The following is a 23,505-nucleotide window of genomic DNA, read 5'->3' on the forward strand; positions in this document are numbered from 1 at the left end:
GGCGCATTATGCAGTGCACTGCAACATGGGCGCTGCAATGCAAAGAAAACAGCCGCTAGCGCTTGATGGGTAAGCGCAAGCAGCTATCAAAACAAGAGCAATTACAGCGACCCCACCCGGCGCAGCAGGTGGGCATGCACCGCACCGGCCTTGAGGTGGCGGTGCACCGCCAGGCCCCAGACTGCCAGCTCTTCGTCGGCCCAGGCGCGGGGGGCTTCCAGGTAGACGAAGCCATCGGCGGCCACCGCCTGGGCAGCAGCCTGCAGGGCGGGGGTGAAGAAATTGCTGTCAAAAGGCGGGTCGAGCAGCACCAGGTCCAGGCTGGCGGGCGCGGCTTGCTTCAGGGCCGCCACGCCATCGCCGCGCTGCACGCGCATGGCGGTGGCCTGCAGGCGCTGCTGCAGGGTGTGCAGCTGGGCAACCAGGGCGGCATCGCTTTCCACCAGTTGCACGCTGGCGGCGCCGCGCGAGGCGGCTTCAAACCCCAGCGCGCCGGTGCCGGCAAAGGCGTCCAGGCAGCGCCAGCCGCTCAGGTCCTGGCCTAGCCAGTTGAACAGGGTTTCGCGCACGCGGTCGGGCGTGGGGCGCAGGCCCGGGCGCTGGGCCACGGGCAGGCGGGTGCGCTTCCAGGCACCGCCGATGATGCGGATCTCGCCCGCGCCTTTGGGTGCTGCGGCAGCGGGCTTGTCTTTGCCCGTGGCCTTTTTGCCCGCCGGGGCAGCGGGCGCGGCGGCAGCGGCCTGGGCCTTGCGGATTTCGGCGTTGATGGCGCTGGTTTTGAGGGTGGAACGGCTCATGGCTTGCCCCCCACCACCACGGTGACCATGCGCTCGGGCTGCAGCTTGCGGGCCATGGCGGCGCGCACATCGGCCACAGTGAGGGCTTCGACCTTTTGCGTCCAGTGATCCAGGTAGTCGAGCGGCAGGTCGTTCCAGGCGATGTTGGCCACGTTGCCCAGCAGCTTCTTGTTGCTGTCGATGCGCAGTGCGAAGCCGCCGATCAGGTTGTCTTTGGCGGCGCGCAGCTCGGCCTCGGTGGGGCCTTCGGCCACAAAGCGCTGCACCACATCGCGTGCCACCTTCACGGCCTGGGCGGCCTGGTCGGGCCGGGTTTGCAGGCCGATGGTGAAGGCACCAGCGTGCAGGCCGCCCGCAAAGTAGCTGTAGACGCTGTAGCTCAGGCCGCGCTTTTCGCGAACCTCTTCCGTCAGGCGCGAAACGAAACCGCCGCCGCCCAGGATGTGGTTGCCCACCAGCAGTGCCAGAAAGTCCGGGTCGCGGCGAGGAAAGCCGGGCTGACCGATGAGCACATGGGCCTGGGCCGAGGCAAAGGGAATGGCCTGCTCGGCTGGGGCTTTGAGGGGTTCCACCTCAGGCACGGCAGGCAGGGGCGCGCAGTTGCCGCTGCTAGCGGGCAGACGGCCCAGCAGCTTGGCTACCAGCTCTTGTGCCTGCGTGCGGTTCACCGCCCCCACGATGCTCACGCGGGCGCGGCAAGCGGCCACCGTTTGGGCGTGAAAGCGCTGCATGTCGTCCACGGAAATGCGCGCCAGCGTTTCGGGCGTGGTGCGCTGGCCGTAGGGGTGATTGCCGTACACGGCGGCGGCGAAGGCCTCGCCCGCCACGGTAGATGGGCGGGTGGCGGCTTCGCGCAGGCTGGCGGACCAACGGGCACGCTCCCGCGCCCAGATGTCGGCGGGCCAGCTGGGCTCGGCCATCTGGCGGGCGGCCAGGCGGGCGGCGCGGTCCAGCAGGGGCGCGTCGGTCAATGAGCGCAGCGAATAGCGCAGCGCGTCGTTGTCGGCCCCGGCTTCAAAGCCAGCGCCCAGGTCGGCCCAGGCTTCGCCCAGGGCGTTCTCGTCCAGCGCGGGCTCGGCGCCCTGCCCTTCTTTACCGCCCTTGACGCCCTTGGAGGCCATCAGCGCCACGGCGCTGGCCAGGCCAGATTTTTCGGCGGGGTCGCGGCGGCTGCCGCCATCGAAGTCCACCTGCACATCCACCATGGGGATGACGGGGCTTTCGACCAGCCACACCTTGGCGCCGTTGGGCTCCGTCCAGTGCTGGATGGGCAGCAGCGCCCAGGCAGATGGAGCATAAAAAATGGCCCCAGCGCAAGCACATAAAGCGCTAGCAGCTACTTTTTTAATAGCAATCATGTGACAAATCCTGGTCCGGTTCAATGGCGGGCGCCAGCAGCGGGCGCGGGGCGCTTGCGGGCACCTTCCAGCGGCTGGGGCAGCAGCGTGGCAATGGTGAGCTGGTCGTCGCCAAAATACTTGGCGGCCACGGCCTGGACTTCTTCGGCGGTGATGGTGCGCAGCAGGGTCAGCAGGCGCTCTTCGGCATCCAGCGGAAAGCCCTGCACCCAGTTACTGCCCAATTCCTGCGCCTGGTTCTGCACGGAATCGCGCTCGTACACGGTGGAAGCGATCCACTGCGTCTTGACGCGGGCCAGCTCGGCCTCGCTGATGCCCTCGCGGGCCACGCGGGCCAGCTCGGCGCGCAGTGCGTCTTCCACCTGCTGGGCGGTCTTGCCACCCGCGGGCACACCGGTCATCAAAAACAGCGCGGGCCCACGCCCGGTGATCATGGCGGAGCTGCCTGCGCTGTCGGCCACGGGCTGCTCGCCCTGGGTCAGCGCGCGCTCCAGCCGGGCGCCGTCGTAGCCGCTGAACACGGCCGACAGCACCAGCAGCGCCAGCGCGTCGCGGTCGCTGGCCTGCAAATCCTGCACGCGGGTGAGGGATGGCACGCGGAACGCCAGGGCCACATAGGCTTGCTCGGCAGGTGCCTTCACGGCAATGCGGCGCAGGCCGCGCTGCTCGGGCTCGGTGCGGGGCTTGCGCTCGGGCACCGCGTGTGCGGGCAAGGAGCCGTAGTATTTCTCCGCCAGGGCGCGCACCTTGTCTACCTGCACATCACCGGCCACCACCACCACCGCATTGGTGGGCGTGTACCACTGGCGGTGGAAGGCGCGCACGTCGGCAGGCGTCATGGCGTCCAGGTCGCTCATCCATCCGACCACGGGGCGGCGGTAGGGCGACGCGTTGAAGGTGGTGGCAAAGAGCTGCTCGGCCAGCAGGGCACGGGGCTGGTCTTCGGTGCGCAGGCGGCGCTCTTCCTTGACGACTTCGATCTCTTTCTTGAACTCTTCGTCAGGCCAGTGCATGTTGGCAAAGCGGTCAGACTCCAGCCGCATCACGTCTTCCAGCTTCTGGGCGGGAATCTGCTGGTAATAACCGGTGTAGTCGCGGCTGGTGAAGGCATTTTCTCGCCCGCCCAGGGCCGCCACACGGCGTGAAAAATCGCCCGGAGCCACGGTTTTGGAGCCCTTGAACATCATGTGCTCCAGCACATGGGCCACGCCCGAGGTGCCATCCACCTCGTCCATCGAGCCCACGCGCAGCCACACCATGTGCACGGCCGTGGGTGCGCGGTGGTCCGGCTGCACGATGAGCTGCATGCCATTGGCCAGGGTGAAAAGCTGGGCGCCTGCCGCGTTGGTGCGCGGGCTGTCGGCCGCTGCCGCACGCACTGGCGCGGTAGCTGCGGCCTGGGCCACAAGGGGTGAAGAACCCGGTGCAGCCACATTGGTGGCGGCCCCGGCGCTGATGCTGGCCAACAGGCCGAGTAGGGTGAAAGCGCGTTTCATAGAATGCAGTGATTCTAAGAACCCGCCAATGTTCAGTTTTTTTAAGAAAAAGCCCGCCCCCCCGCCCGCAGTCGCTGATGCCCCGGCACCCGCGCCCGCGCCCGTGACGCCCCCGCCAGCCACGCCCGCCCCCATTGAAGCCGCCGCGCCCCCCGCCGCCGCCCCGGCCACAGGCAGCTTTGGCTGGCTGCGCAACCCGTTTTCCGCCAAGCCCCCCGCCAGCGCCCCTGCGCCCACACCCACGCCTGCCGTGGATGCCGCGCCCGTGGAGCCAGCCCCGGTCGCCCCGCCCGTTGCGCCCCCTGTGCAGCCGGCGGTTACCGTGGCGAAGGAAGCCGCCCCGGCGCCCGCCCCGGTCGCCCCTCCTGTGGTGCCAGCGCCTGTCTTTGCGCCAGCGCCCTCACCGGCACCAGAACCCGTTGCTGCCCCAGCCCCCGTGGTAGCGGAACGCAAAGGTTGGCTTGACCGCCTGAAAGCGGGCTTGCGCAAGACCGGCTCCAGCATCGCCACCGTGTTCACCGGCACGCAAATCGACGATGCGCTGTACGAAGAGCTGGAAGAAGCCCTGCTGATGGCCGACACGGGCGTGAAGGCCACCCAGCACCTGCTGGAAGACCTCAAGCGCCGCGTGAAGGAAACCAAGACCACCGACCCCGCCGCCGTGAAGGGCCTGCTGGCCGACGCGCTGGCAGACTTGCTGCGTCCCCTGGAAAAAGCCCTGGTGATTGGCGAGCACACGCCCACCGTCATCATGGTGGCTGGTGTCAACGGTGCAGGCAAAACCACGTCGATTGGCAAGCTCACCAAGCACCTGGCCAATGAAGGGGCCAGCGTGCTGCTGGCCGCAGCCGACACCTTCCGCGCCGCAGCGCGCGAACAGCTGGGCGTGTGGGCCGACCGCAATACCGTCGAGATCGTGAGCCAGGAAGGCGGCGACCCCGCTGCCGTGAGCTTTGACGCCGTGACCGCCGGCAGGGCCCGTGGCAAGGACGTGGTGCTGGTAGACACCGCAGGGCGCCTGCCCACCCAGCTGCACCTGATGGAGGAGCTGAAAAAGATCCGCCGCGTGGTGACCAAAGCCGACGCCACCGCCCCGCACGAGGTGCTGCTGGTGATTGACGGCAACACCGGCCAGAACGCGCTGGCACAGGTGCGCGCTTTTGACGATGCACTGCAGCTCACCGGCCTGGTCGTCACCAAGCTGGACGGCACCGCCAAGGGGGGCGTGCTGGCCGCGCTTGCGCAGGAACGCCCCATCCCCGTGTATTTCATCGGTGTGGGCGAGAAGCTGGAAGACCTGGAAACCTTCAACGCGCGCGAGTTCGCGCAGGCCCTGCTGTCCTGATCTATTGAGCAGCTACCGTGGCGCCCCGGCTGACGCCACGGGTGCACGCCGCCACAACGCCACGGCGCGCGCACGAATTCCGTTTACAAAATGTGGCTTCCCCCGGATGATGGGCTTGTATCCCACCCAGCCCGAAGCCCATGTTCCTTGAACTGATCAAAGGCGTTGCACTGTTGCTGGCGCTGTGCTTTTTGCACGGCGTCAACATCCGGCTCTGGCGGCAAAAGCCCCTGGTCGGGCAAATCGTTTCGGGCGTGCTGTTCGGCGGCATCTGCGTCGTGGGCATGTTGATGCCCCTGGTCTTGATGCCTGGCGTGATTTTTGACGCTCGCTCGGTCGTGCTCAGCATGGCGGGCCTGTTTGGCGGGCCGTTGGTGGCCATCATTGCCGGCACCCTGACCATGGCATGGCGCCTTTGGCTGGGCGGCGCTGGCATGGGGGTCGGTTTGCTGGTGGTGGTGATTTGCGTGTCGCTGGGGCTGCTGTACCGCTATGCGCGCCAGCGCGGCAAGCTGGACGTGGGGCCCCGCACCTTGCTGCTTTTCGGACTGGTGGTGCATGTGGCGGTGGTGGGGGCGTTTCAGCTTTTGCCTGCGCCGGTTGTGCAGCGCATCAATGAGATGGTGGCCCTGCCTTTCATCGCCATTTTCACGGTGGCCACCTTGCTGCTGGGCACCGCGCTGAAAGACCTGGAGGAGCGGCTGAAAACCGACCGGGCGCTGAGCGACAGCTCAGCCCGGCTGCGCGCCATCACGCAAGCCATTCCTGACGTGCTGCTGGTGCTGGACCGCAACGGGCGCTACCAGGAAGTGCTCTCTAGCGACAAGGCCGCCTTGGTCGCCAACGCCAGCGACCTGCTGGGCAAGCACCTGAGCGATGTGCTGCCTGCCGACCAGGCACAGCGCTTCCTGGAACTCATCCACGAAACCCTGCGCACCGGCCGCACCCAAACCCTTGAATATGAAATCTGCACCCTGGATGGCGTGCGTCAATTCGAGGGGCGCACCCAGCCGCTGGGCGTGCCCGTGCAGGGCCAGGAAGCCGTGGTGCTGCTGGCACGCGACATCACCGACCGCAAGCGTGCCGAAGCGGCCCTGCGCGAGTCGGAGCTGCGCTTTCGCTCCCTGTTGCTGAACATACCGTCCATCTCGGTGCAGGGTTATCTGGAAGACGGCACCACCAGTTACTGGAACAAGGCGTCAGAAGCGCTGTATGGCTACACCGCCGATGAAGCCATGGGCAGCAACCTGTTTGATCTGATCATCCCGCCCGTGATGCGCGACACCGTGCGCAGCAACGTGGAACACATGTTTGCCACCGGCGAGGTGATTCCGGCAGGCGAACTGCAACTGCAGCGCAAGGACGGCAGCCTGGTCGATGTGTTTTCCAGCCACGCCTACATCCACATACCGGGCCAGCCGCCAGAGATGTTCTGCATCGACATCGACATTTCGGGCCGCAAGGCGGCTGAAGAAGAAGCCCGCTACCTTGCTTTTTACGATGCCCTGACCGAGTTACCCAACCGCCGCCTGCTGGTAGACCGGCTGCAGCAGGTGCTGGCCAGCAGCAGCCGCACGGGAATGGCATCTGCCGTACTGTTTGTAGACCTGGACAAGTTCAAGACCCTGAACGACACACGCGGGCATGAGGTGGGCGACATGCTGCTGACGGAAGTGGCGCGCCGCCTCAAGAGCCATGTGCGCGAACTCGATACCGTGGCGCGCCTGGGTGGGGACGAGTTCGTGGTGGTGCTGCAAAACCTGGGCACCGACCCCACCGAGGCCGCAGGCCAGGCCCGCATGTTGGGCGAAATGCTGCGCGCGCACCTGGCGCAGCCCTACGACTTGGCTGGGCACGAACACCATTGCTCAGCCAGCATCGGCATCACGCTGTTGCACGGGCAGCGCACCAGCGTGGACGAAATCCTTAAACAGGCCGATATGGCGATGTACCGCGCGAAAGACGCGGGGCGCAACACGCTGCGCTTTTTCGACCCGGACATGCAGCAGGCCGTGAACCGCCGGGCCACTCTGGAAGCAGAACTGCACAACGGTCTGCGGCAAAACCAGTTTCTGCTGCTCTACCAGGCCCAGGTGGACGAAACCGGCCGTATCGCAGGGGCAGAAGCCCTTGTGCGCTGGCAACACCCGGAGCACGGCATGGTGTCCCCGAGTGAATTCATTGCCTTAGCGGAAGACACCGGCCTGATCGTACCGCTGGGGCATTGGGTGTTGGAAACCGCCCTGCGGCAGCAAGCACAGTGGCGCCAGCACCCCCAACTCGCCCACCTCACGCTGTCGATCAACGTCAGTGCGCGCCAGTTTCACCAGGATGACTTCGTGAGCCAGGTGGTCCGCCTGCTTCAGCTCACGGGGGCCGACCCTACACACATCAAGCTAGAGCTGACCGAGAGCCTGCTGCTGAAAAATGTGGAAGGCGTGATCACCTCCATGCTGGCGCTGCGCGAGCTGGGCCTGGGCTTCTCGCTGGACGACTTTGGTACCGGGTACTCATCGCTGAGCTACCTCAAGCGGCTGCCGCTAGACCAGATCAAAATCGACCAAGGCTTCGTGCGCGATGCACTGGTGGACCCTAACGATGCGGCCATTGCACGTTCCATCATCGCCTTGGCCAACAGCCTGGGGCTGGACGTGATTGCCGAGGGGGTGGAGACCGAAGAGCACCACCACTTCCTGCTCCAACACGGCTGCCGGGCCTTCCAGGGCTATTTTTTTGGTCGCCCGGTGCCTCACACAGATTTCGAGCGGGCCATGCTGAGCCGCTAGGGATCGTCTGCACCAATCGAGCGGAAAGTGTGCGCTACGGATCGGGATGGGCTGCCAGGCGCAAAACGCAGCAATAGCTGTAGCTATTGCGAGGATTTGCAACGCAGCAGACCGCCCGAGGCCGCAGACGCACACTGCGCGGTGATTTGTGCAGAGGATCCCTAGGCCGCCGGTATCAGCACCAGCACGCCCCCGCTCTTTCCTCAGGCCTCAGCCATCTCGGGCAAGTGCTGCAAGCGCCCGGCCAGTGTGGGTTGCCGCAGGAGTGAAAACAGGTCCTTGGGATCGTCCAGCGCCGGAACCAGCGCCATGCGCTCGCCCATTCCCAACGCCAGGGCCGTGTCGCGCATGTAGCGCAGCGCAGAAAAATCCTCCAAAGCAAAACCGACCGAGTCGAACACGGTGACCTGGGCGGCGCTGGTGCGGCCTGCCTGGCGCTGAGAGAGGACCTCCCACAACTCCGTCACCGCAAAGTCGGAAGGCATTTGCTGGATATCGCCCTCCACACGTGTCTGCGGGGCATATTCCACAAACACGGCGGCGCCACGCAGTACATCTGGGTGCAGCTCGGTCTTGCCGGGGCAGTCACCACCCACCGCGTTGATGTGCATGCCGGGCTCCACCATGTCGGGCGTAATGATGGTGGCCTTGGCCTTGTCGGCCGTGACAGTGGTCACGATATCGGCACCACGCACAGCCTCTGCCACGCTGGTGCAAACACGCACCGCCACGGCCAGGTCGCTCAGATTGGCAACCAATTTGCGGGTGGCCTCATCGTCTGTATCAAAAAGACGCAGTTCGGTGATGCCCAGCAGGTGGTGGAAAGCCAGGGCCTGGAATTCGCTTTGCGCGCCGTTGCCGATCAACGCCATGCTGCGGCTGCCGGGGCGGGCCAGTGTGCGCGCTGCCACGGCAGACATGGCGGCAGTTCGCAATGCGGTGGTGAGGGTGAGTTCAGACAGCAGCAGGGGCATTCCCGTGGCCACATCGGCCAGCACACCAAAGGCCATCACGGTAGATAAGCCCAGGCGCGTGTTGCCCGGGTGGCCATTCACGTATTTGAACGAGTAAGTCACCTCATCGGCAATCGGCATCAGTTCAATGACCCCTTGGCGCGAATGGGTGGCCACCCGGGCTGTTTTGTCAAAGTCGGCCCAACGCAGAAAGTCGGCCTGGATGTTGTCTGCAATACCCTGCAAACAGGTGCGAAGACCCTGGCGACGCACCAGTTCAACGACTACTGGAGCGCTGAGGTACAGCGTTTCTGAGGTGCGCGAAGTCAAAGGGGTAAAAGTCATGGCCAGTCTCCGTTGTTGTGATGGCCAAGTGTCTCGCGCACGGATGGCAAAGTGAATCGGCAATCTTGTACCGCATTGCAGACGTTTTTGCCAAAATGTCAGAAACCAATACCATTTTGAATACATGGACGAACTGGACCACTCCCTCATCAGCCTCTTGCGTGCCAACGCGCGGATGAACATCGCCGACCTGGCCCACAAGCTCGGCGTATCCCGCGGAACCGTGACCAACCGTCTGCGAAAGCTGGAAGACACACAGGTGATCGTGGGCTACACAGTGCGGCTCAAACCCGAAGCAGAACCTGAACGCATCCGTGCATGGATGGGTGTCTTGGTTGAAGGCAACCAGACGCGACAGGTCATTGCCAGCTTGCTGGGCGAACCAGGGGTCTCGGCCTTGCACGACACCAATGGCCGCTGGGACCTTCTGGCGGAACTTGAAGCACGCTCCATGAGTGAGCTGTCGCAAGTGCTGGAACGCATCCGCCTCATCTCCGGCATTCGCAGCACAGAAACGAGCATCCATCTGACAACGTACCGATGAAAAGATAAGCCAGACGGGAACTTTGGGTTTAGCACTCTCTCAAATCGAGTGCTAACATAATGCCCTTGAGGAAAGGATTCCCGGCATGACACTTTCATCTGGAACCACTGCAACCGCTCTGACACCCACCAACCCCTGGGCGCTGGTGCCTGCGTTGGGCAACCTCGACGCGTACATCTCCGCCGTCAACCGTCTTCCTTTGCTGACCCAGGAAGAGGAGCAGAAATACGCTCGCCAGCTCAAGGAACACAACGATGTGGACGCTGCGGGACGCTTGGTGATGTCGCACTTGCGGCTGGTGGTTTCCATTTCCCGCCAGTACCTCGGCTACGGTCTGCCGCATGGCGACCTGATCCAGGAGGGCAACGTGGGCCTGATGAAGGCGGTCAAGCGTTTTGACCCCGACCAGGGCGTGCGGCTGGTGAGCTACGCCATGCACTGGATCAAGGCCGAAATCCACGAATACATCCTGAAAAACTGGCGCATGGTCAAGGTGGCCACCACTAAGGCTCAGCGCAAGCTGTTCTTCAATCTGCGCTCGATGAAGCAGGGTTTCAAGGCGGATGCCAGCGCCGCAGATGCTGCCACCCACCGCGACACGTTGTCTGACCACGAAATTGATGTGGTGGCCGCCCAGCTGAACGTGAAGCGCGAAGAAGTCATTGAGATGGAAACGCGCATGTCTGGCGGCGATGTGCTGCTGGATCCCACACCTTCGGACGACAGCGAACAGGCCTTTGGCCCCATCGCTTACCTGTCGGACGTATCGCACGAGCCCACGGCCGTTATCGAATCGCACCAGCGTGACCTGCTGGCCTCTGACGGCATCGCCAATGCCTTGGCAGGCCTGGACGAGCGCAGCCGCCGCATCGTGGAAGAGCGTTGGCTTAAGGTGAACGACGATGGTTCGGGTGGCATGACGCTGCATGAGCTGGCTGCCGTGTATGGCGTGAGCGCAGAGCGTATTCGCCAGATCGAAGTGGCCGCCATGAAGAAGATGAAGAAAGCGCTGACAGAAGCAGCTTGATTCGCCCGGTGGCAGATGGGACAAACGTTACCATTTGCCACTGCGCCGCCCCCTAGGCCCGCTCATAGGCCGTTGAATCCTGCCCCGGCGAACCCAAAGGTTTGCTTCAGCAGATAAATCAGCGGACTGGCGGGCTTTTTCCATGGCCCGGGCGGGTACCGTATTTCTTGTTGCTGAAAGACTCCCATGCAATCCCTGTTTTCGCGTCGCACTGCCCTTGCTCTGGCCTTGACGGCTCTGGCGGCACCATGGGCCGCAGCCCAGAAGGCCCCCAGCGCCGCCGCCCCCTGGCCCACGAAACCGCTGAAGATCATCGTGGGCTTCCCACCCGGCTCGTCGCCTGACCTGACGGCGCGCACCTTCTCGGAGCCCCTGGCCAAAGCGCTGGGACAACCGGTCATCGTCGAAAACAAGGTGGGTGCGGGCGGCAACATTGGCGCTGATGCCGTGGCCAAGGCACGGGACGACCACACCATTGGGCTGATGATCAACGGCAACATGACGATTGCCAAGCTGATCAACCCAGCGGTGCCGTATGACCCGCTGAAGGATTTGGCGCCGCTGACGCTGGTGGGCACATCCCCGCTGGTATTGACTGCACCAGTGAGCCAGCCCGGCGTGGCTGCCACAGCGAGCGCCCGCGAATTTCTGGCAATGGCACGCAGCGCTGGGGACCAATGGAGCTATGGCACCCCTGGGGTAGGCACGGTAGGCCATATCGGCACCGAACTGCTGAAGTCACGCAGCGGGATCAACCCCGTGCACGTGCCGTATGCAGGCTACCCGCAAGTCGCGACGGCCATGCTGGGCGGCCAGTTGCAGCTGGCGCTGCTGCCGCCTGCGCTAGCGCAGGCGCAAGTGAAGGCAGGCAAGCTGCGGGCCATTGGCGTGACATCGGCCGGCCGCAGCGCGCTGGCGCCAGATGTACCAAGCTTGGCCGAAGCCGGGATTCAGAATTTTGAACTGGAGATCTGGAACGCCTTTGCAGCCCCCGCGACCATGCCCAAGGCCTTGCAGGTGCGGCTGGCCACGGTGTTGGCCGACATTGCCCGCACGCCAGAGGTGCGCGCCAAGATGTTCCAGCAAGGCTGGCAAGTGGCTGGCACATCGCCTGAAGGACTGGCCAACCGGATCAAGGCAGATACCGCAGCGCTGGGGCAAATCATTACGCAGCGGGGCATCAAGGCCGAGTAAGGGAATAAGGGCGCTGCGGGTTGCACGCCAAGGTAACCCCTGAGATTGGGCGCCCCCAGTGGGCGCTGCAACTTATTTCGCCTCTTTGAGCAACGTGGCCACATCAGCGGCCAGGGCCTGTGCGCCGCTGCCGTAGCGGTGGTACACGCGCAACCGTCCGGCGGGGTCGTAGACGTAGCTGCCGGCAGAGTGGTCCATCGTGTAGCTGGTGTCTGTTTTGCCTTCGACCTTTTTGTAATAGATCTTGAAGTCCTTGGCGACGGCGGCCAGTTGCTCGGGGCTGCCGCGCAGAGCCAGGAAGCTGGGGTCGAAGTTGCCCATATAAGCCTTCAGCACCTCGGCAGTGTCCCGCTCAGGGTCCACGGTCACGAAGATGCCTTGCAGGCGATCGCCATCTGCGCCGAGGGAACGCTTGACTTCGGCCAGTTCCTGCATGGAGGTGGGACATACGTCGGGGCACTGTGTGAACCCGAAAAACACCACCACCACCTTGCCCGCGAAGTCTTTCAAGCTGCGCTGCTGGCCGTTGTGGTCCGTCAATGGCAGATCACGGGCGTATTCGGCGCCAGTGACATCAACGCCCCGAAATTCCACCTTCTTCTCAGAGCAAGCAGAAAAAAGCACTGTAGCGCCCGCCAGTAAAGCGCAGGCAGCTACAGATTTAATAGCATTTCGTTTGTTCATGTTCACATCACGTAGTGATCCACCAACAGCGCAGCAAACAGCACGCTCAGGTGAATCAGGGAAAAGCGGAAAGTCTTGCGGGCCAGGGCGTCGGAGTAATTGCGCCACAAGGCAAATCCATAGCCGCAAAATCCCAGGCTCAGCACAACGGCAAAGGCGAGGTAGAGCCACGAACTCATGCCATACACGAAGGGCATGAGGCATCCCGCAAAAAGAATCAGCGTGTACAAAAAGACCTGCAGGCGCGTGAACTCGTTGCCGTGGGTGACAGGCAGCATGGGCAGGCCTGACTTGCGGTAGTCCTCCACCCGGTACAGCGCCAGCGCCCAGAAGTGCGGCGGGGTCCACAGGAAGATGATGAGAAACAGAATCAGCGCTTCGGGCCCGACATCCCCCGTCATGGAAGACCAGCCCAGCACAGGCGGCATGGCCCCCGAGGCACCGCCAATGACGATGTTCTGGGGCGTGAGCGGCTTGAGGATGACGGTGTAGATCACCGCATAGCCCACAAAGGTGGCAAACGTCAGCCACATGGTCAGCGGGTTGATCCATACGTATAGCAATGCAGACCCTGCAGCGCACAGCACCGCAGAGAACACCAGGGTCTCCTGGTTAGACAACTCACCCTTGGCGGTCGGGCGCCAGGCAGTGCGCTTCATCTTGGCATCAATGCCCTGCTCCACGATGCAGTTGAAGGCAGCGGCGGCACCAGCCACCAGCCAGATGCCCAGGCTGGCCAGCGCCATCTGGCCCACTTGCGCCCCACTGGGCAAGCCCGGCACAGCCAGCACCATGCCGATCAAGGCACAGAACACAATCAACTGGACGACGCGCGGCTTGGTCAAAGCGTAGAACTGCGCGAATCGCGACGGAGGGGAAACGGCGGCAACACTCATGCAATCACTCTCGGTGCGCGCGCTGGCGCAGAAATCTCGTTTGGGGCGGCGCTGGTGCGGCTGGCCGCCAAGGCCCAGGTCAACACCACCACCAATGCGGCAGCACCCCCGGTGTGGAGCACCGCCGCCAGCAGGGGCCAATCCAGAATCACGTTAGACAAGCCCGTGGCCAGCTGCAGCGCAGCCAGCGCCAACAGCCAATGCGCTTGCGCTTTCAGATAGGGACGCAGTTGAAGCGCGAGCCACACCATGGCTGCAAGGACGACATAGGCCATCAAGCGATGAACGTAGTGAATGGCCGTCAAACCCGCAAAGCTGATGTGACTGCCGTCTTGCAACATGCCCAGTTCACGCCAAATCTGGAAGCCCTGCGCAAAGTCCATGGCGGGCCACCAGCTACCCTGGCACTTAGGGAAGGTGGTGCATGCCAACACCGCATAGTTGGTACTGACCCAGCCGCCCAAAATCACTTGCGCAGCCAGCAAGGCCATCGTGCCCCACAAAGCCCAGCGCATCCCTTGGCTCAAACCGACAGGCGGCAGATCACTGGCCGCCCGGGTGTGCTGCACCGCCTGAACGCACAGCAGCGCCAGTAACACCAACCCGCCGATCAAATGCAGAGTCACAATGGCGGGGAACAGCTTCATAGTGACCGTGAGCGCACCAAACGCGCCCTGCAGACAGACCCATACCAAGGTCAGCGTGGGCCACCACGGGCTACCGGCAGGTGGCTGTCCAGCCCCAACGCCCTGCCCTTTCGCCACAGTTTGGCGCTTCCACGCGCGGTACTGCACCCAGGCAGAGATCGTCATGACAATGATGAGCACCCCCACCCCGGTGGCCAGATAGCGGTGGATCATCTCCACCCAGGCTTTGCCGTGCGTGACAGGCCCCGTGGGCATGGCGCTTTGCGCTGCAGAAATTTCTTCACGGGCACCCACGGGGCTCGCGCTGCCGTAGCAGCCAGGCCAGTCGGGGCAACCCAGACCGGAATCGGTCAGGCGCGTGAAAGCACCAAACAGCACCAGATCGAAGGTAAGGAACAGAGTCAGCACCGTGAGCGCTTGCAGGCGCCGCAGCGGAGAAGCCCCACGGTTGCGCCAGCGCACCCATGCCAGCGGGCCCAGGGCAATCAGCAGCCCCAGGAGCATGAGCCGGGTGAGCGGAGCGAGGTCGTACAGAGGTTGCGCGTCCATGTCAGGGCTTCCGGGGTCGGCCCGCTTCATCCCAGGATGCAGAGGCGCGCAACAGGCGTTCCAGATCCTTCTTGGCCTTGGCTGCGCCCGCAGCATCCATGCGGGCGGGGAAACGCATCATCCAGTGGCCCATGGGGTCCACCACATAGATGTGATCCCGCAGCGCCTGACCTGCAGCAGGCGCCAGCCACTGCGCCAACGCTGCTTCATCCACACGCCGCACCTGGGCCTGTTTGAGGGCAGGCTCCAAGGCTGCCGGAGGGGCTTTGTCATCCGTCACCAGCCACACCCAGTCCACGCGGTCTTTCTCACGCCCCACGCTTTCACGCAGCTGGCGCTGCAGGTACAGATGCTTCTGGCAATCGGTATCGCACTGGCTATCCGCCACACTCACGAGAAGCCACTGCCCCTTAAGATCCACCAGCGCACCGTCGCCACCCTCCAACGTGGTGGCAGCCATGGCGGGCATGGGCCGTTGTGGCTCAATCAACTCGCCGTAGTTCCTGCGTCCCTCTGGGCGAATCACGTAATAGGTGAAGTAGGACGCAATGACGGGTGCAGCACAGACCAGCAGCACCCCCAGCATCTTCAGGCGGCCATGTCGGGTGCGCTGGGCAGCATCCATCGCCCCTCCGGCCTCGGGCAGGGTATGCACCGTCAAACCCAGGGGGTGCTCTGACGCCACTTCAGGAGGAACGCTCGCGGCGTGGGCGAATGAAGCGTCGGACGATTTGGAACCAGACATAAAGGAGTGCAATCAGGCCGCAAAGCCCGAACCATTGAAATGCGTAACCATAGTGTTTATCAACGCCCGAGGAGACGACAGGCCAGTCGCGCTGCATGCCTTCACCAGGCTCACCCAACTGAACCACTGACAAGTCCAGCAGCGGCAGTTGCGTGGCGGAGCGAAATGCAGCCAGGTCGAGATTTTGCCGGATGCGGGAAGACCCCTGTGCACTGTCCCCTGCGCTGAATTCGTAGAGCCGCGATGGCGGCGCAGCCACCCGGCCTTTGACCTGTACGGTCCCAGCCGGCGTCACGACATCAGGCACCTGGGTTCGGTCCTGAAAATTGCGTGGCACCCAGCCGCGCTGTACCAGCACTACGGCGCTGGTCCCTCGCAGTTGCAGGGGGGTGATGACGAAAAAGCCGGGGCGCCCCTGCATTTGCCGGTTGTCGAGGTACACGGTGTGGTCGGGTAACCAGAGGCCTTCCAGTTCCACCGTGCGATGCCGCAGATCCTCCGTAACGCCCGCCGCTTCAGCCTTTGCCAAGCTCGCCCCATCCAAGGCCGGCAGCGCAGCGCGAGAAGTCAACGTTTGCTCGTATGCCAGCTTTTCTGCGGCACGGCCCAACTGCCACCGCCCGAGTGACGCAGTAATGGCCACGCCCACCAGTGCGGCCAAGGTGACGACAACAAAAAGCACACCAGATGCGTGAGGACGGGGCGTCACAGGATAATCAGCTCCATGAAATATCTAGTTGTTGCGGCATTTGTGGGCATTGTGGTCAGCCTGGGGTCTGCGCTCTTTTTCATGATGCGCAATGGCAACAACGATGGCCTGAAGGGTAACCGCATGGCCAGGGCATTGGCAGTGCGGGTGGGGCTGTCGATCTTGCTCTTTGTGTGTCTGCTGGCCGCATGGCAGCTGGGCTACATTCAGCCCACCGGCCTGCCGACCACACGTTGAACGCCTCACCCTCATCAGAATACGCCACCCGGATTGGCGCTTATCGAGACAGGCCAAGTAGCCAAGCCACAAAAAAAGCGCCTTGCGGCGCTTTTTTGTTGACTGTCTGCGCTTACATCCAATACACGAGGATGTACAAACCGAGCCAGACCACGTCCACAAAGTGCCAGTACCAAGCGGCGCCTTCAAAGCCAAAGTGCTTGTCTGCCGTGAAGTGGCCTTTTTGCAGACGCAGCGTGATGAATAGCAACATCAACATACCGATGAACACGTGAAAACCGTGAAAGCCGGTCAGCATGAAGAAGGTGGAGCCGAACACACCAGAAGACAACTTCAGGTTCAAGTCTGTGTAAAGGTGGTAGTACTCGTAGCCCTGAACGAACAGGAACACAATGCCCAGCAACACCGTAGCCCACATGAAGGCGATGGTCTTGCCGCGTTGGTTCTCGCGCAATGCGTGGTGGGCAATCGTCAGTGTCACGCCCGATGTCAGCAGCAATGCGGTGTTGATCGTGGGCAGCCAGAAGGGGCCCACGGTCTGGAACGGCTCCACAATGCCTGCAGGAGAGGCCGTCGCACCAGCAGCCACACTAGGCCACACCGCCTTGAAGTCAGGCCAGAGCAGCGAGTTTTCGAGGCTGCCCAATGCCGGAACAGAATGCTCGCGCGCCCACCACAAGGCGGTGAAGAATGCGCCGAAAAACATCACTTCCGAGAAGATGAACCAGCTCATGCTCCAGCGGTACGACAGGTCAATCTTGCGGCCGTACAAGCCCGCTTCGCTCTCACGGGCTGCATCACGGAACCATTGGTACAGCACAAACAGCCACCACACCAAGCCCAGGGCCAGCGAGTACTTGCCCCATTCGTGTCCGTTGATCCACTGGCCTGCGCCCAGGATCACGAAGAACAGCCCAGCAGCAGCCATCACGGGGTGACGGGACTCTGCAGGCACGTAGTAGTACGGTGTTGTGCCGTGTGTTGATGCACTCATTTCAGCTCCTGACTCTCTCAATCGTTGTTATCTGTACCGGGGGCAAATCCGCTGCGTCACACAATCCAGTTGACCAGCACGATGAGTGCCAGCACCAGAGAAAAAATTGCGATCAGTCCCACCACGATGATGTGGATGGGGTTGATCTTCTCCAAATCTTGCGCGTATTCACTGCCTTTACGCAATCCAATCAGGGACCATGCAACCGCACGCACAGTACGCAACAGGGAACCTTTGCGTTGCAGCGGTGAAGTGGTGTCTCGGCTCATGAGCCTTGGCCTTCCGAAGGGAAACCGTTCACTGAAACCGACTGTGGCGCTGCAGGAGTTTTCCCACCCACCTCGAAAAATGTGTACGACAGCGTGATGGTGGTCACGTCTTTCGACAGCTTCGGATCAATCACGAAAGCCACCGGCCATTCCTTCTTTTCACCGGGCTCCAGCGTGTACTGGTTGAAGCAAAAGCATTCCAGCTTGGTGAAATGTGCAGCGGCCTGACGCGGTGCGTAACTGGGAATGGCCTGTGCTGCCATGCGCCGGTTTTGCACGTTCTGGAATTCGTACATCACTGTCGTCAACTCGCCGGGATGCACTTTGACAGAGCGCTGTGCAGGCTTGAAGTCCCAAGGTCCGCGCGCGTTGGCGTCGAACTCCACCGTGATGGTGCGGGACTTGTCCACCTGACTGTTCGCAGGCAGCTTTGCATCCTTGCCGGCTACGCCGTTGCCTGGAACCTGGCGCTCTGACAGCGAAAGGATGTTGATCCCCGTCATTTCGCAGATGTGCTTGTAGATGGGGATCAAAGCGTAGCCGAAGGCGAACATACCGGCCGCAATCACGACCAGCTTGCCGACCATCTTGGCGTTTTCGCGGCGCAGGCTCATGGCAGGTTGCTCAGCGCGACAGCAAGGTCACCTTGACCATGAACCCGATGAAAAACACCGCAACGACTGACGCAAGGATCAACGCCAGGCGCAGGTTGTTCTTCTTTTGCTCGGGGGTCATGGCAGGCTCCTCAACCGATCACGCGAGTTGCGGTCGCGTCAAGCTTGGGTGGGTTCTCAAACGTATGGAATGGAGCAGGCGAAGGTACTTCCCATTCCAGGCCTTCGGCGCCGTCCCATGGCTTTTGTGGAGCCTTGGCACCCTTGCCGCGCATGGCGGGCAACACCACAAACAGGAAGAAGTAAACCTGCATCAGGCCAAAGCCCAGCGCACCCACCGATGCGATGGCATTGAAGTCAGCAAACTGCATGGGGTAGTCGGCGTAGCGGCGAGGCATACCGGCCAGACCCAAGAAGTGCATCGGGAAGAAGGTGATGTTGAAGGTGATGAGCGAGCCCCAGAAATGGATCTGGCCGCGGGTTTCACTGAACATCACACCGGTCCACTTGGGAGCCCAGTAATAGTAGGCTGCGAACATCGAGAACAGCGAACCGGCCACCAGCACGTAGTGGAAGTGGGCCACTACGTAGTAGGTATCTTGCAGCTGAATATCGATGGGAGCCATGGCCAAAATCAGGCCCGTGAAACCACCCATGGTGAACACGAAGATGAAGCCCACGGCAAACAGCATGGGAGTTTCAAACGTCATCGAACCACGCCACATGGTGGCAATCCAGTTGAAGATCTTCACGGCCGTGGGCACGGAAATCAACATGGTGGCGTACATGAAGAACAGCTGGCCAGTCACAGGCATGCCAGTCGTGAACATGTGGTGGGCCCACACAATGAACGAAAGGATGGCGATCGACGAAGTGGCGTACACCATGGAGGCGTAACCAAACAGCTTCTTGCGAGCGAAGGCGGGAACGATCTGGCTGATGATGCCGAAGGCCGGCAAGATCATGATGTACACCTCGGGGTGACCGAAGAACCAGAAGATGTGCTGGTACATGACGGGGTCACCGCCGCCAGCGGGGTTGAAGAAGCTGGTGCCGAAGTGACGGTCAGTCAGCGTCATGGTGATCGCGCCAGCCAGCACGGGCATCACAGCGATCAGCAGATAGGCAGTGATGAGCCAGGTCCAGGCGAACATGGGCATCTTCATCAGCGTCATGCCGGGAGCGCGCATGTTCAGGATGGTCACGATGATGTTGATCGAGCCCATGATGGACGAAGCACCCAGGATGTGCATCGCAAAGATGCCGGCGTCCATGGAAGGGCCCATCTGCAGCGTCAGCGGTGCATACAAGGTCCAGCCGGCAGCGGGGGCGCCACCAGGCATGAAGAACGATGCAACCAGCATGATGGCAGCAGGAATCATCAGCCAGAAACTGAAGTTGTTCATGCGAGCGAAGGCCATGTCGGAAGCGCCAATTTGCAGTGGCAGCATCCAGTTCGCGAAGCCCACAAAGGCCGGCATGATCGCGCCAAACACCATGATGAGACCGTGCATGGTGGTGAGCTGGTTGAACAGCTCAGGGTTCACCAGTTGCAAACCAGGCTGAAACAGTTCTGCACGAATCAGCAAAGCCAGCACCCCGCCCACCATCAGCATGGTGAACGAGAACAGCAGATAAAGCGTGCCGATGTCTTTGTGGTTGGTGGCGAACACCCAGCGGCGCCAGCCGGTAGGTGCATGGTGGTGATCGTGGCCGTCGTGTGCGTGGTCGCCAGCGTGCCCGTGGTTGTCGAGTACTGCGCTCATAGTGAATTCCTCAATGCGATTGGGCGATGTTTACTTGCTGCGCTGGGCCACGACTTCTGCGGGCTGCACCAGTTGACCCGTCTTGTTAGACCACGTGTTTTTCGTGTAAGTGGTCACGGCTGCAATGTCCGTATCGCTCAGTTGTTTCCATGCTGGCATGGCGCCGTTGGCTGCTCCATTGAGCAAAATCTGAATTTGCTTGGCATGGTCTGCGTCCAACACGATGGCGGAACCGTCCAGAGGCTTGATGGGACCAGCGCCCTTGCCGTTGGCTTGATGGCAGGCCGCGCAGTTGGCTGCGTACACCTTTTCCCCGCGCTTGAGCATGTCTGCAAGAGTCCAGACCTTCGCAGGATCGTCGAGCTTGGCCGCAGCCTTCTTCTTCTGGTCTTCAACCCATGCGGAATAGTCTTGCGCCGAAACCACCTTCACATGGATAGGCATATAGGCGTGCTCCTTGCCGCACAGCTCAGCGCACTGGCCGTAGTAATCACCCACCTTCTCCGCACGGAACCAGGTGTCACGAACAAAGCCGGGAATCGCGTCTTGCTTGATACCAAAAGCAGGCACCATGAAGGCATGGATCACATCGTTAGCGGTAGTAATGATGCGAACCTTCTTACCCACGGGCACAACCATCGGGTTGTCTACCTTGAGCAGGTAATCGACAGGGGCTTGGGACACATCACCGCTGTCCGACATGGAGCGATGGTTGCTGTCCAAGGTGGAGATGAAGGCCAACCCCTCACCCTCTCCGTTGAGATAGTCGTAGCCCCACTTCCACTGGTAGCCAGTGGCCTTGATGGTCAGATCGGCATTGGTGGTGTCTTTTTGGGCTACCAACACCTTGGTGGCGGGCAATGCCATCAAGATGACGATGATGAAGGGGACGATGGTCCAGACGACTTCCACCGTCACAGACTCATGGAAGTTGGCAGACTTTGCGCCCTTGGATTTGCGATGCTTCCAGATGGAATAGAACATCACAGAGAACACAGCAATGAAGATCACCGTGCAGATGATCAGCATCATCCAATGCAGAAAGTGCTGCTCTTCCGCAATTTTGGTGACTGGCGGGGCCAGGTTCAGTTGGTTGACCGCAGGGCCTCCGGGCAAGTCCTGAACGGCATGGGCGACGCTCCCAAGCCATGCACCGGCCATCAGCAGCAGAGAAGCCAACTTATTGGAAATGCTCTTCATAGTTCTCATTTACTTCTAAGCCTCAAATTAACCAATCCCCGCAGTGCCTGCATGGGGTCAGGCGACGCGCGAGGCCGTGCAGGCTTCGAACAACGAGACCGTCCGTTGCGTGAGCTTGGAAGTAAAAAACAACCAAACCCACTAAACTACCTCGCGCCGAAAAGATCACAAGAGGCTGCGCACCGAATCAGGTGATGGAATGAACCGTCACCCGATAAACCCAGCCTGCTGATAACCACCCGCCGTCTCCAGCTACACCGCAACAACGAACCTTGCGGCAAATTTTTATATCGCCAGCCAGACGAAGACCGTACATGGCAAACGCGATTCCGACAACAGCACTTTCCTGAGATGCGGATGGACTAGCGAAACGTCGCACTCAAGCTCGCTGGCCGAAGAAATCATTTGCACGTCGAGCTGCATCACCTTCGAGAGTTTCAGCATCTGCCCGGACCATCACACAAAGGCGCTTAAGCCCGCATACCAGCGAAGCACCGGGACCAATACCAAGCCACCAACTGCATCGCTACTACGTAACCAACCCGAAGTTTGCGCCTCTGGGGTGTGCGAAGAAACGCCCAAAATTCCACATCACAGCACCCAGAATTGTAGCGCGCCTTGCGCTATATCATTGACACGAAAGCTAGGAGTTATCCACGAGCAGGGCCATTACGCAACATGGCGCGCATGTCACTCAAAGAAACTGCGCTGCTGGAGCTAACGCGTACCCGTGGCGCAGGCTTGAATGCGTGGCCGTAAATGATTTCAAAGGTCAAGGAAAGCTGCCCCGAGCCACTTCGGTCTATCAGGCGCTGCTCAAGGGCCTTGTACAGTTGTTCGCGCCACGCCCGCCCGCGCAATGCGGCAAAACGGTCCGGGTGCAGGTTACACCCCAGCTCACGCAACTCCTCCACAAGGCGTTGGGGCGTGGCAAACGTGAGCGTGATGCGCTCCATGTCCATCACGGGCTCAGCGAAACCCGCCTGAACCAACATATCACCCCAATCGTGCATATCGGTAAAGGCGTGCCCTGCGGGCGGCCAACCCATGTCTGCGTAAACCGCCCGCAACTCTTTGGCAGTGTCGGGTCCAAGACAGGAAAACATGAGGTAGCCATCCACAGCGAGCGCACGGTGCCACTGCGCCATCAACGCCTGGGGGTCAGCCACCATATGCAAGACCATATTGGCCCACAACATTTGTACCGCGCCTTCGTCTGGCATCTCCAGACGCACCTGCTCACCCGTCCAGCGCGACCACCACGGTTTGCTGAGGGCTTGGGAGGCAGCTTCGCGCGCCTTGCGGGTGGTCTCCACTACACAGCAGCGGGCCTTGGGATAGCGTGCGCTTACCAGGGCGTGCCCTTCAAGGCCACCTCTAACCGCCTCCCAGTGGCACCACGCTGCTGGCGCCTGGCGTATCCACTGAAGCCGATCCTCCATACGCCGCGCCACCTCCTCATGCAGCCATGGGGACAAGGCGGGGGCGCTCTCGTGCCAGCGGGCTGCGGCGGTGGGGTCGATGGTGGGTGGACGCTCGGTAGGCATGGGGCTTCGCAGACCTGATCAAAGGGCAGGCGAGTATATTGATTGCATGCATTTCGGGCGCATGTCAGGTCTCTTTCGTGCCGCATCCCGCTGGGTTGCGCACATACCCAGCCAATGCGCGGTGTGTCATGCGTGGCCTGCGCAAAGGGTATGCAGTTCGTGTGTGGCACGGTTTGCCCAACCCGCCAATCGCTGCAAACGCTGCGCACTGGAGGTGCCTGAGCCAATGGAAGTGTGCGGTGATTGCCTGCTTCGCCCCCCGGATCTGGATGCCTGTGTGGCTGCCGTGTCTTATGGGTACCCCTGGGCACAAGCCATCAAGGCTCTGAAGTTTCAGGAAGATCCTGGTTGGGCTGCCACCTTGGCGACTTTGCTGCACCGAGCCCCAGCGGCGCAAGTAGCTATCGCTCAGGCCGATGAAGTGCTCTGCGTTCCGCTGTCTCGGCAACGGCTTCGCGAACGGGGGTTCAACCAATCTGCGCTGATCGCGCATGCGCTGGCTCCAGAAAAAGCCAACTCCCATGCATTGCTGCGCCTGCATGACACTGCCGCGCAAAGCGGCTTGAATCGATCGCAGCGTTTGAACAACCTGCGCAACGCGTTCATGGTGGAACCCAACATCACTTCGCAACTGAAGGGCAAGCGGGTGATCGTGGTGGACGATGTGATGACTACGGGTGCCACGCTCAACGCCATAGCCGCCACCTTGCGCGCTGCGGGTGTCGAGCACATCACTGCGATGGTGATTGCGCGCACCGAAAGAGACTGAGCACGCCCCGCGCTCTAGCGCGGGGAGCCGCACT

General features: G+C 61.9%; 23 protein-coding genes. 7 read left to right on the top strand and 16 right to left on the bottom strand.

Annotated features, from left to right (window positions below; translation table 11 throughout):
- Window positions 1-101 precede the first annotated feature (101 nt).
- Genes rsmD through PQV96_RS15420 form a run of 3 tightly spaced genes read right to left on the bottom strand, consistent with a single transcriptional unit; the run spans window position 102 to window position 3,651 of the window.
- Complete coding sequence (gene rsmD, locus PQV96_RS15410) at window positions 102-797, bottom strand: 16S rRNA (guanine(966)-N(2))-methyltransferase RsmD (RefSeq protein ID WP_273623463.1); 696 nt, start codon at window positions 795-797, stop codon at window positions 102-104.
- On the bottom strand, window positions 794-2,155 hold the full coding sequence (locus PQV96_RS15415) for a M16 family metallopeptidase (RefSeq protein ID WP_273623466.1): 1,362 nt from the start codon (window positions 2,153-2,155) through the stop codon (window positions 794-796). Before PQV96_RS15415 ends, rsmD begins: the two co-directional genes overlap by 4 nt.
- A 20-nt stretch (window positions 2,156-2,175) precedes the next feature.
- On the bottom strand, window positions 2,176-3,651 hold the full coding sequence (locus PQV96_RS15420; RefSeq protein WP_273623468.1) for a M16 family metallopeptidase: 1,476 nt from the start codon (window positions 3,649-3,651) through the stop codon (window positions 2,176-2,178).
- A 28-nt stretch (window positions 3,652-3,679) separates the two neighbouring features.
- Between PQV96_RS15420 and ftsY the strand changes: the two genes are divergently transcribed.
- Both ftsY and PQV96_RS15430 read left to right on the top strand, forming a co-directional pair.
- Entirely contained in the window at window positions 3,680-4,996 is a 1,317-nt protein-coding gene (gene ftsY, locus PQV96_RS15425) for a signal recognition particle-docking protein FtsY (RefSeq protein WP_273623470.1), read from the top strand.
- A 140-nt stretch (window positions 4,997-5,136) separates the two neighbouring features.
- Window positions 5,137-7,782 carry an EAL domain-containing protein gene (locus tag PQV96_RS15430; RefSeq protein ID WP_273623472.1) on the top strand — a complete coding sequence of 882 codons (2,646 nt, stop codon included), beginning with the start codon at window positions 5,137-5,139 and terminating at the stop codon, window positions 7,780-7,782.
- A 203-nt stretch (window positions 7,783-7,985) separates the two neighbouring features.
- Here the strand turns inward: PQV96_RS15430 and PQV96_RS15435 are convergent, their stop codons facing one another.
- Window positions 7,986-9,080, bottom strand: a complete 1,095-nt coding sequence (locus PQV96_RS15435; protein ID WP_207373515.1) for an ornithine cyclodeaminase — start codon at window positions 9,078-9,080, stop codon at window positions 7,986-7,988.
- Window positions 9,081-9,204: 124 nt separating this feature from the next.
- On the opposite strand from PQV96_RS15435, the gene PQV96_RS15440 reads away from it, so the two are divergent.
- The 3 genes from PQV96_RS15440 to PQV96_RS15450 all read left to right on the top strand — a co-directional run bounded on the left by PQV96_RS15440 (window position 9,205) and on the right by PQV96_RS15450 (window position 11,845).
- On the top strand, window positions 9,205-9,624 hold the full coding sequence (locus PQV96_RS15440) for an Lrp/AsnC family transcriptional regulator (protein ID WP_066785559.1): 420 nt from the start codon (window positions 9,205-9,207) through the stop codon (window positions 9,622-9,624).
- An 85-nt stretch (window positions 9,625-9,709) separates the two neighbouring features.
- Complete coding sequence (gene rpoH, locus PQV96_RS15445) at window positions 9,710-10,651, top strand: RNA polymerase sigma factor RpoH (protein WP_207373514.1); 942 nt, start codon at window positions 9,710-9,712, stop codon at window positions 10,649-10,651.
- 186 nt (window positions 10,652-10,837) lie between these two features.
- Entirely contained in the window at window positions 10,838-11,845 is a 1,008-nt protein-coding gene (locus tag PQV96_RS15450; protein ID WP_207373513.1) for a Bug family tripartite tricarboxylate transporter substrate binding protein, read from the top strand.
- Window positions 11,846-11,917: 72 nt separating this feature from the next.
- Here the strand turns inward: PQV96_RS15450 and PQV96_RS15455 are convergent, their stop codons facing one another.
- Genes PQV96_RS15455 through PQV96_RS15475 form a run of 5 tightly spaced genes read right to left on the bottom strand, consistent with a single transcriptional unit; the run spans window position 11,918 to window position 16,075 of the window.
- Window positions 11,918-12,529, bottom strand: a complete 612-nt coding sequence (locus PQV96_RS15455; RefSeq protein WP_207373512.1) for an SCO family protein — start codon at window positions 12,527-12,529, stop codon at window positions 11,918-11,920.
- Between the two features lie 2 nt (window positions 12,530-12,531).
- Window positions 12,532-13,425 (bottom strand): heme o synthase, encoded by an 894-nt coding sequence (gene cyoE / locus PQV96_RS15460; protein ID WP_207373511.1) that lies wholly within the window; start codon window positions 13,423-13,425, stop codon window positions 12,532-12,534.
- Window positions 13,422-14,621, bottom strand: coding sequence for a COX15/CtaA family protein (locus PQV96_RS15465; RefSeq protein WP_207373510.1), 1,200 nt, complete (start codon window positions 14,619-14,621; stop codon window positions 13,422-13,424). The genes cyoE and PQV96_RS15465 overlap by 4 nt, the downstream gene beginning before the upstream one ends.
- Before the next feature lies 1 nt (window position 14,622).
- The gene (locus tag PQV96_RS15470) at window positions 14,623-15,366 is read right to left on the bottom strand and encodes a hypothetical protein (protein ID WP_207373509.1); all 744 of its coding nucleotides are present in this window, start codon (window positions 15,364-15,366) and stop codon (window positions 14,623-14,625) included.
- Window positions 15,308-16,075 (bottom strand): SURF1 family protein, encoded by a 768-nt coding sequence (locus PQV96_RS15475; RefSeq protein ID WP_420482155.1) that lies wholly within the window; start codon window positions 16,073-16,075, stop codon window positions 15,308-15,310. Before PQV96_RS15475 ends, PQV96_RS15470 begins: the two co-directional genes overlap by 59 nt.
- A gap of 15 nt (window positions 16,076-16,090) precedes the next feature.
- On the opposite strand from PQV96_RS15475, the gene PQV96_RS15480 reads away from it, so the two are divergent.
- The gene (locus PQV96_RS15480; RefSeq protein WP_273623483.1) at window positions 16,091-16,312 is read left to right on the top strand and encodes a twin transmembrane helix small protein; all 222 of its coding nucleotides are present in this window, start codon (window positions 16,091-16,093) and stop codon (window positions 16,310-16,312) included.
- Between the two features lie 112 nt (window positions 16,313-16,424).
- On the opposite strand, the gene PQV96_RS15485 is transcribed toward PQV96_RS15480, so the two are convergent.
- The 7 genes from PQV96_RS15485 to PQV96_RS15515 form a co-directional block, all read right to left on the bottom strand.
- Complete coding sequence (locus PQV96_RS15485; protein WP_044398025.1) at window positions 16,425-17,306, bottom strand: cytochrome c oxidase subunit 3; 882 nt, start codon at window positions 17,304-17,306, stop codon at window positions 16,425-16,427.
- Between the two features lie 56 nt (window positions 17,307-17,362).
- Window positions 17,363-17,575, bottom strand: a complete 213-nt coding sequence (locus PQV96_RS15490) for a DUF2970 domain-containing protein (protein WP_273623485.1) — start codon at window positions 17,573-17,575, stop codon at window positions 17,363-17,365.
- Complete coding sequence (locus PQV96_RS15495; RefSeq protein ID WP_207373506.1) at window positions 17,572-18,189, bottom strand: cytochrome c oxidase assembly protein; 618 nt, start codon at window positions 18,187-18,189, stop codon at window positions 17,572-17,574. The genes PQV96_RS15490 and PQV96_RS15495 overlap by 4 nt, the downstream gene beginning before the upstream one ends.
- 10 nt (window positions 18,190-18,199) lie before the next feature.
- The gene (locus PQV96_RS15500) at window positions 18,200-18,310 is read right to left on the bottom strand and encodes a cytochrome oxidase small assembly protein (RefSeq protein ID WP_211360764.1); all 111 of its coding nucleotides are present in this window, start codon (window positions 18,308-18,310) and stop codon (window positions 18,200-18,202) included.
- 10 nt (window positions 18,311-18,320) lie between these two features.
- Entirely contained in the window at window positions 18,321-19,955 is a 1,635-nt protein-coding gene (gene ctaD, locus PQV96_RS15505; protein WP_044398020.1) for a cytochrome c oxidase subunit I, read from the bottom strand.
- A gap of 30 nt (window positions 19,956-19,985) precedes the next feature.
- Window positions 19,986-21,155, bottom strand: a complete 1,170-nt coding sequence (coxB, locus tag PQV96_RS15510) for a cytochrome c oxidase subunit II (protein WP_273623488.1) — start codon at window positions 21,153-21,155, stop codon at window positions 19,986-19,988.
- Window positions 21,156-21,805: 650 nt separating this feature from the next.
- Window positions 21,806-22,702 (bottom strand): class I SAM-dependent methyltransferase, encoded by an 897-nt coding sequence (locus tag PQV96_RS15515; protein WP_273623489.1) that lies wholly within the window; start codon window positions 22,700-22,702, stop codon window positions 21,806-21,808.
- 277 nt (window positions 22,703-22,979) lie between these two features.
- On the opposite strand from PQV96_RS15515, the gene PQV96_RS15520 reads away from it, so the two are divergent.
- The gene (locus PQV96_RS15520) at window positions 22,980-23,471 is read left to right on the top strand and encodes a ComF family protein (RefSeq protein WP_337930734.1); all 492 of its coding nucleotides are present in this window, start codon (window positions 22,980-22,982) and stop codon (window positions 23,469-23,471) included.
- The last annotated feature ends 34 nt before the right edge of the window (window positions 23,472-23,505 follow it).

Origin of the sequence: Acidovorax temperans (assembly GCF_028596105.1) — a bacterium.
Taxonomy (GTDB): domain Bacteria; phylum Pseudomonadota; class Gammaproteobacteria; order Burkholderiales; family Burkholderiaceae_C; genus Acidovorax; species Acidovorax temperans.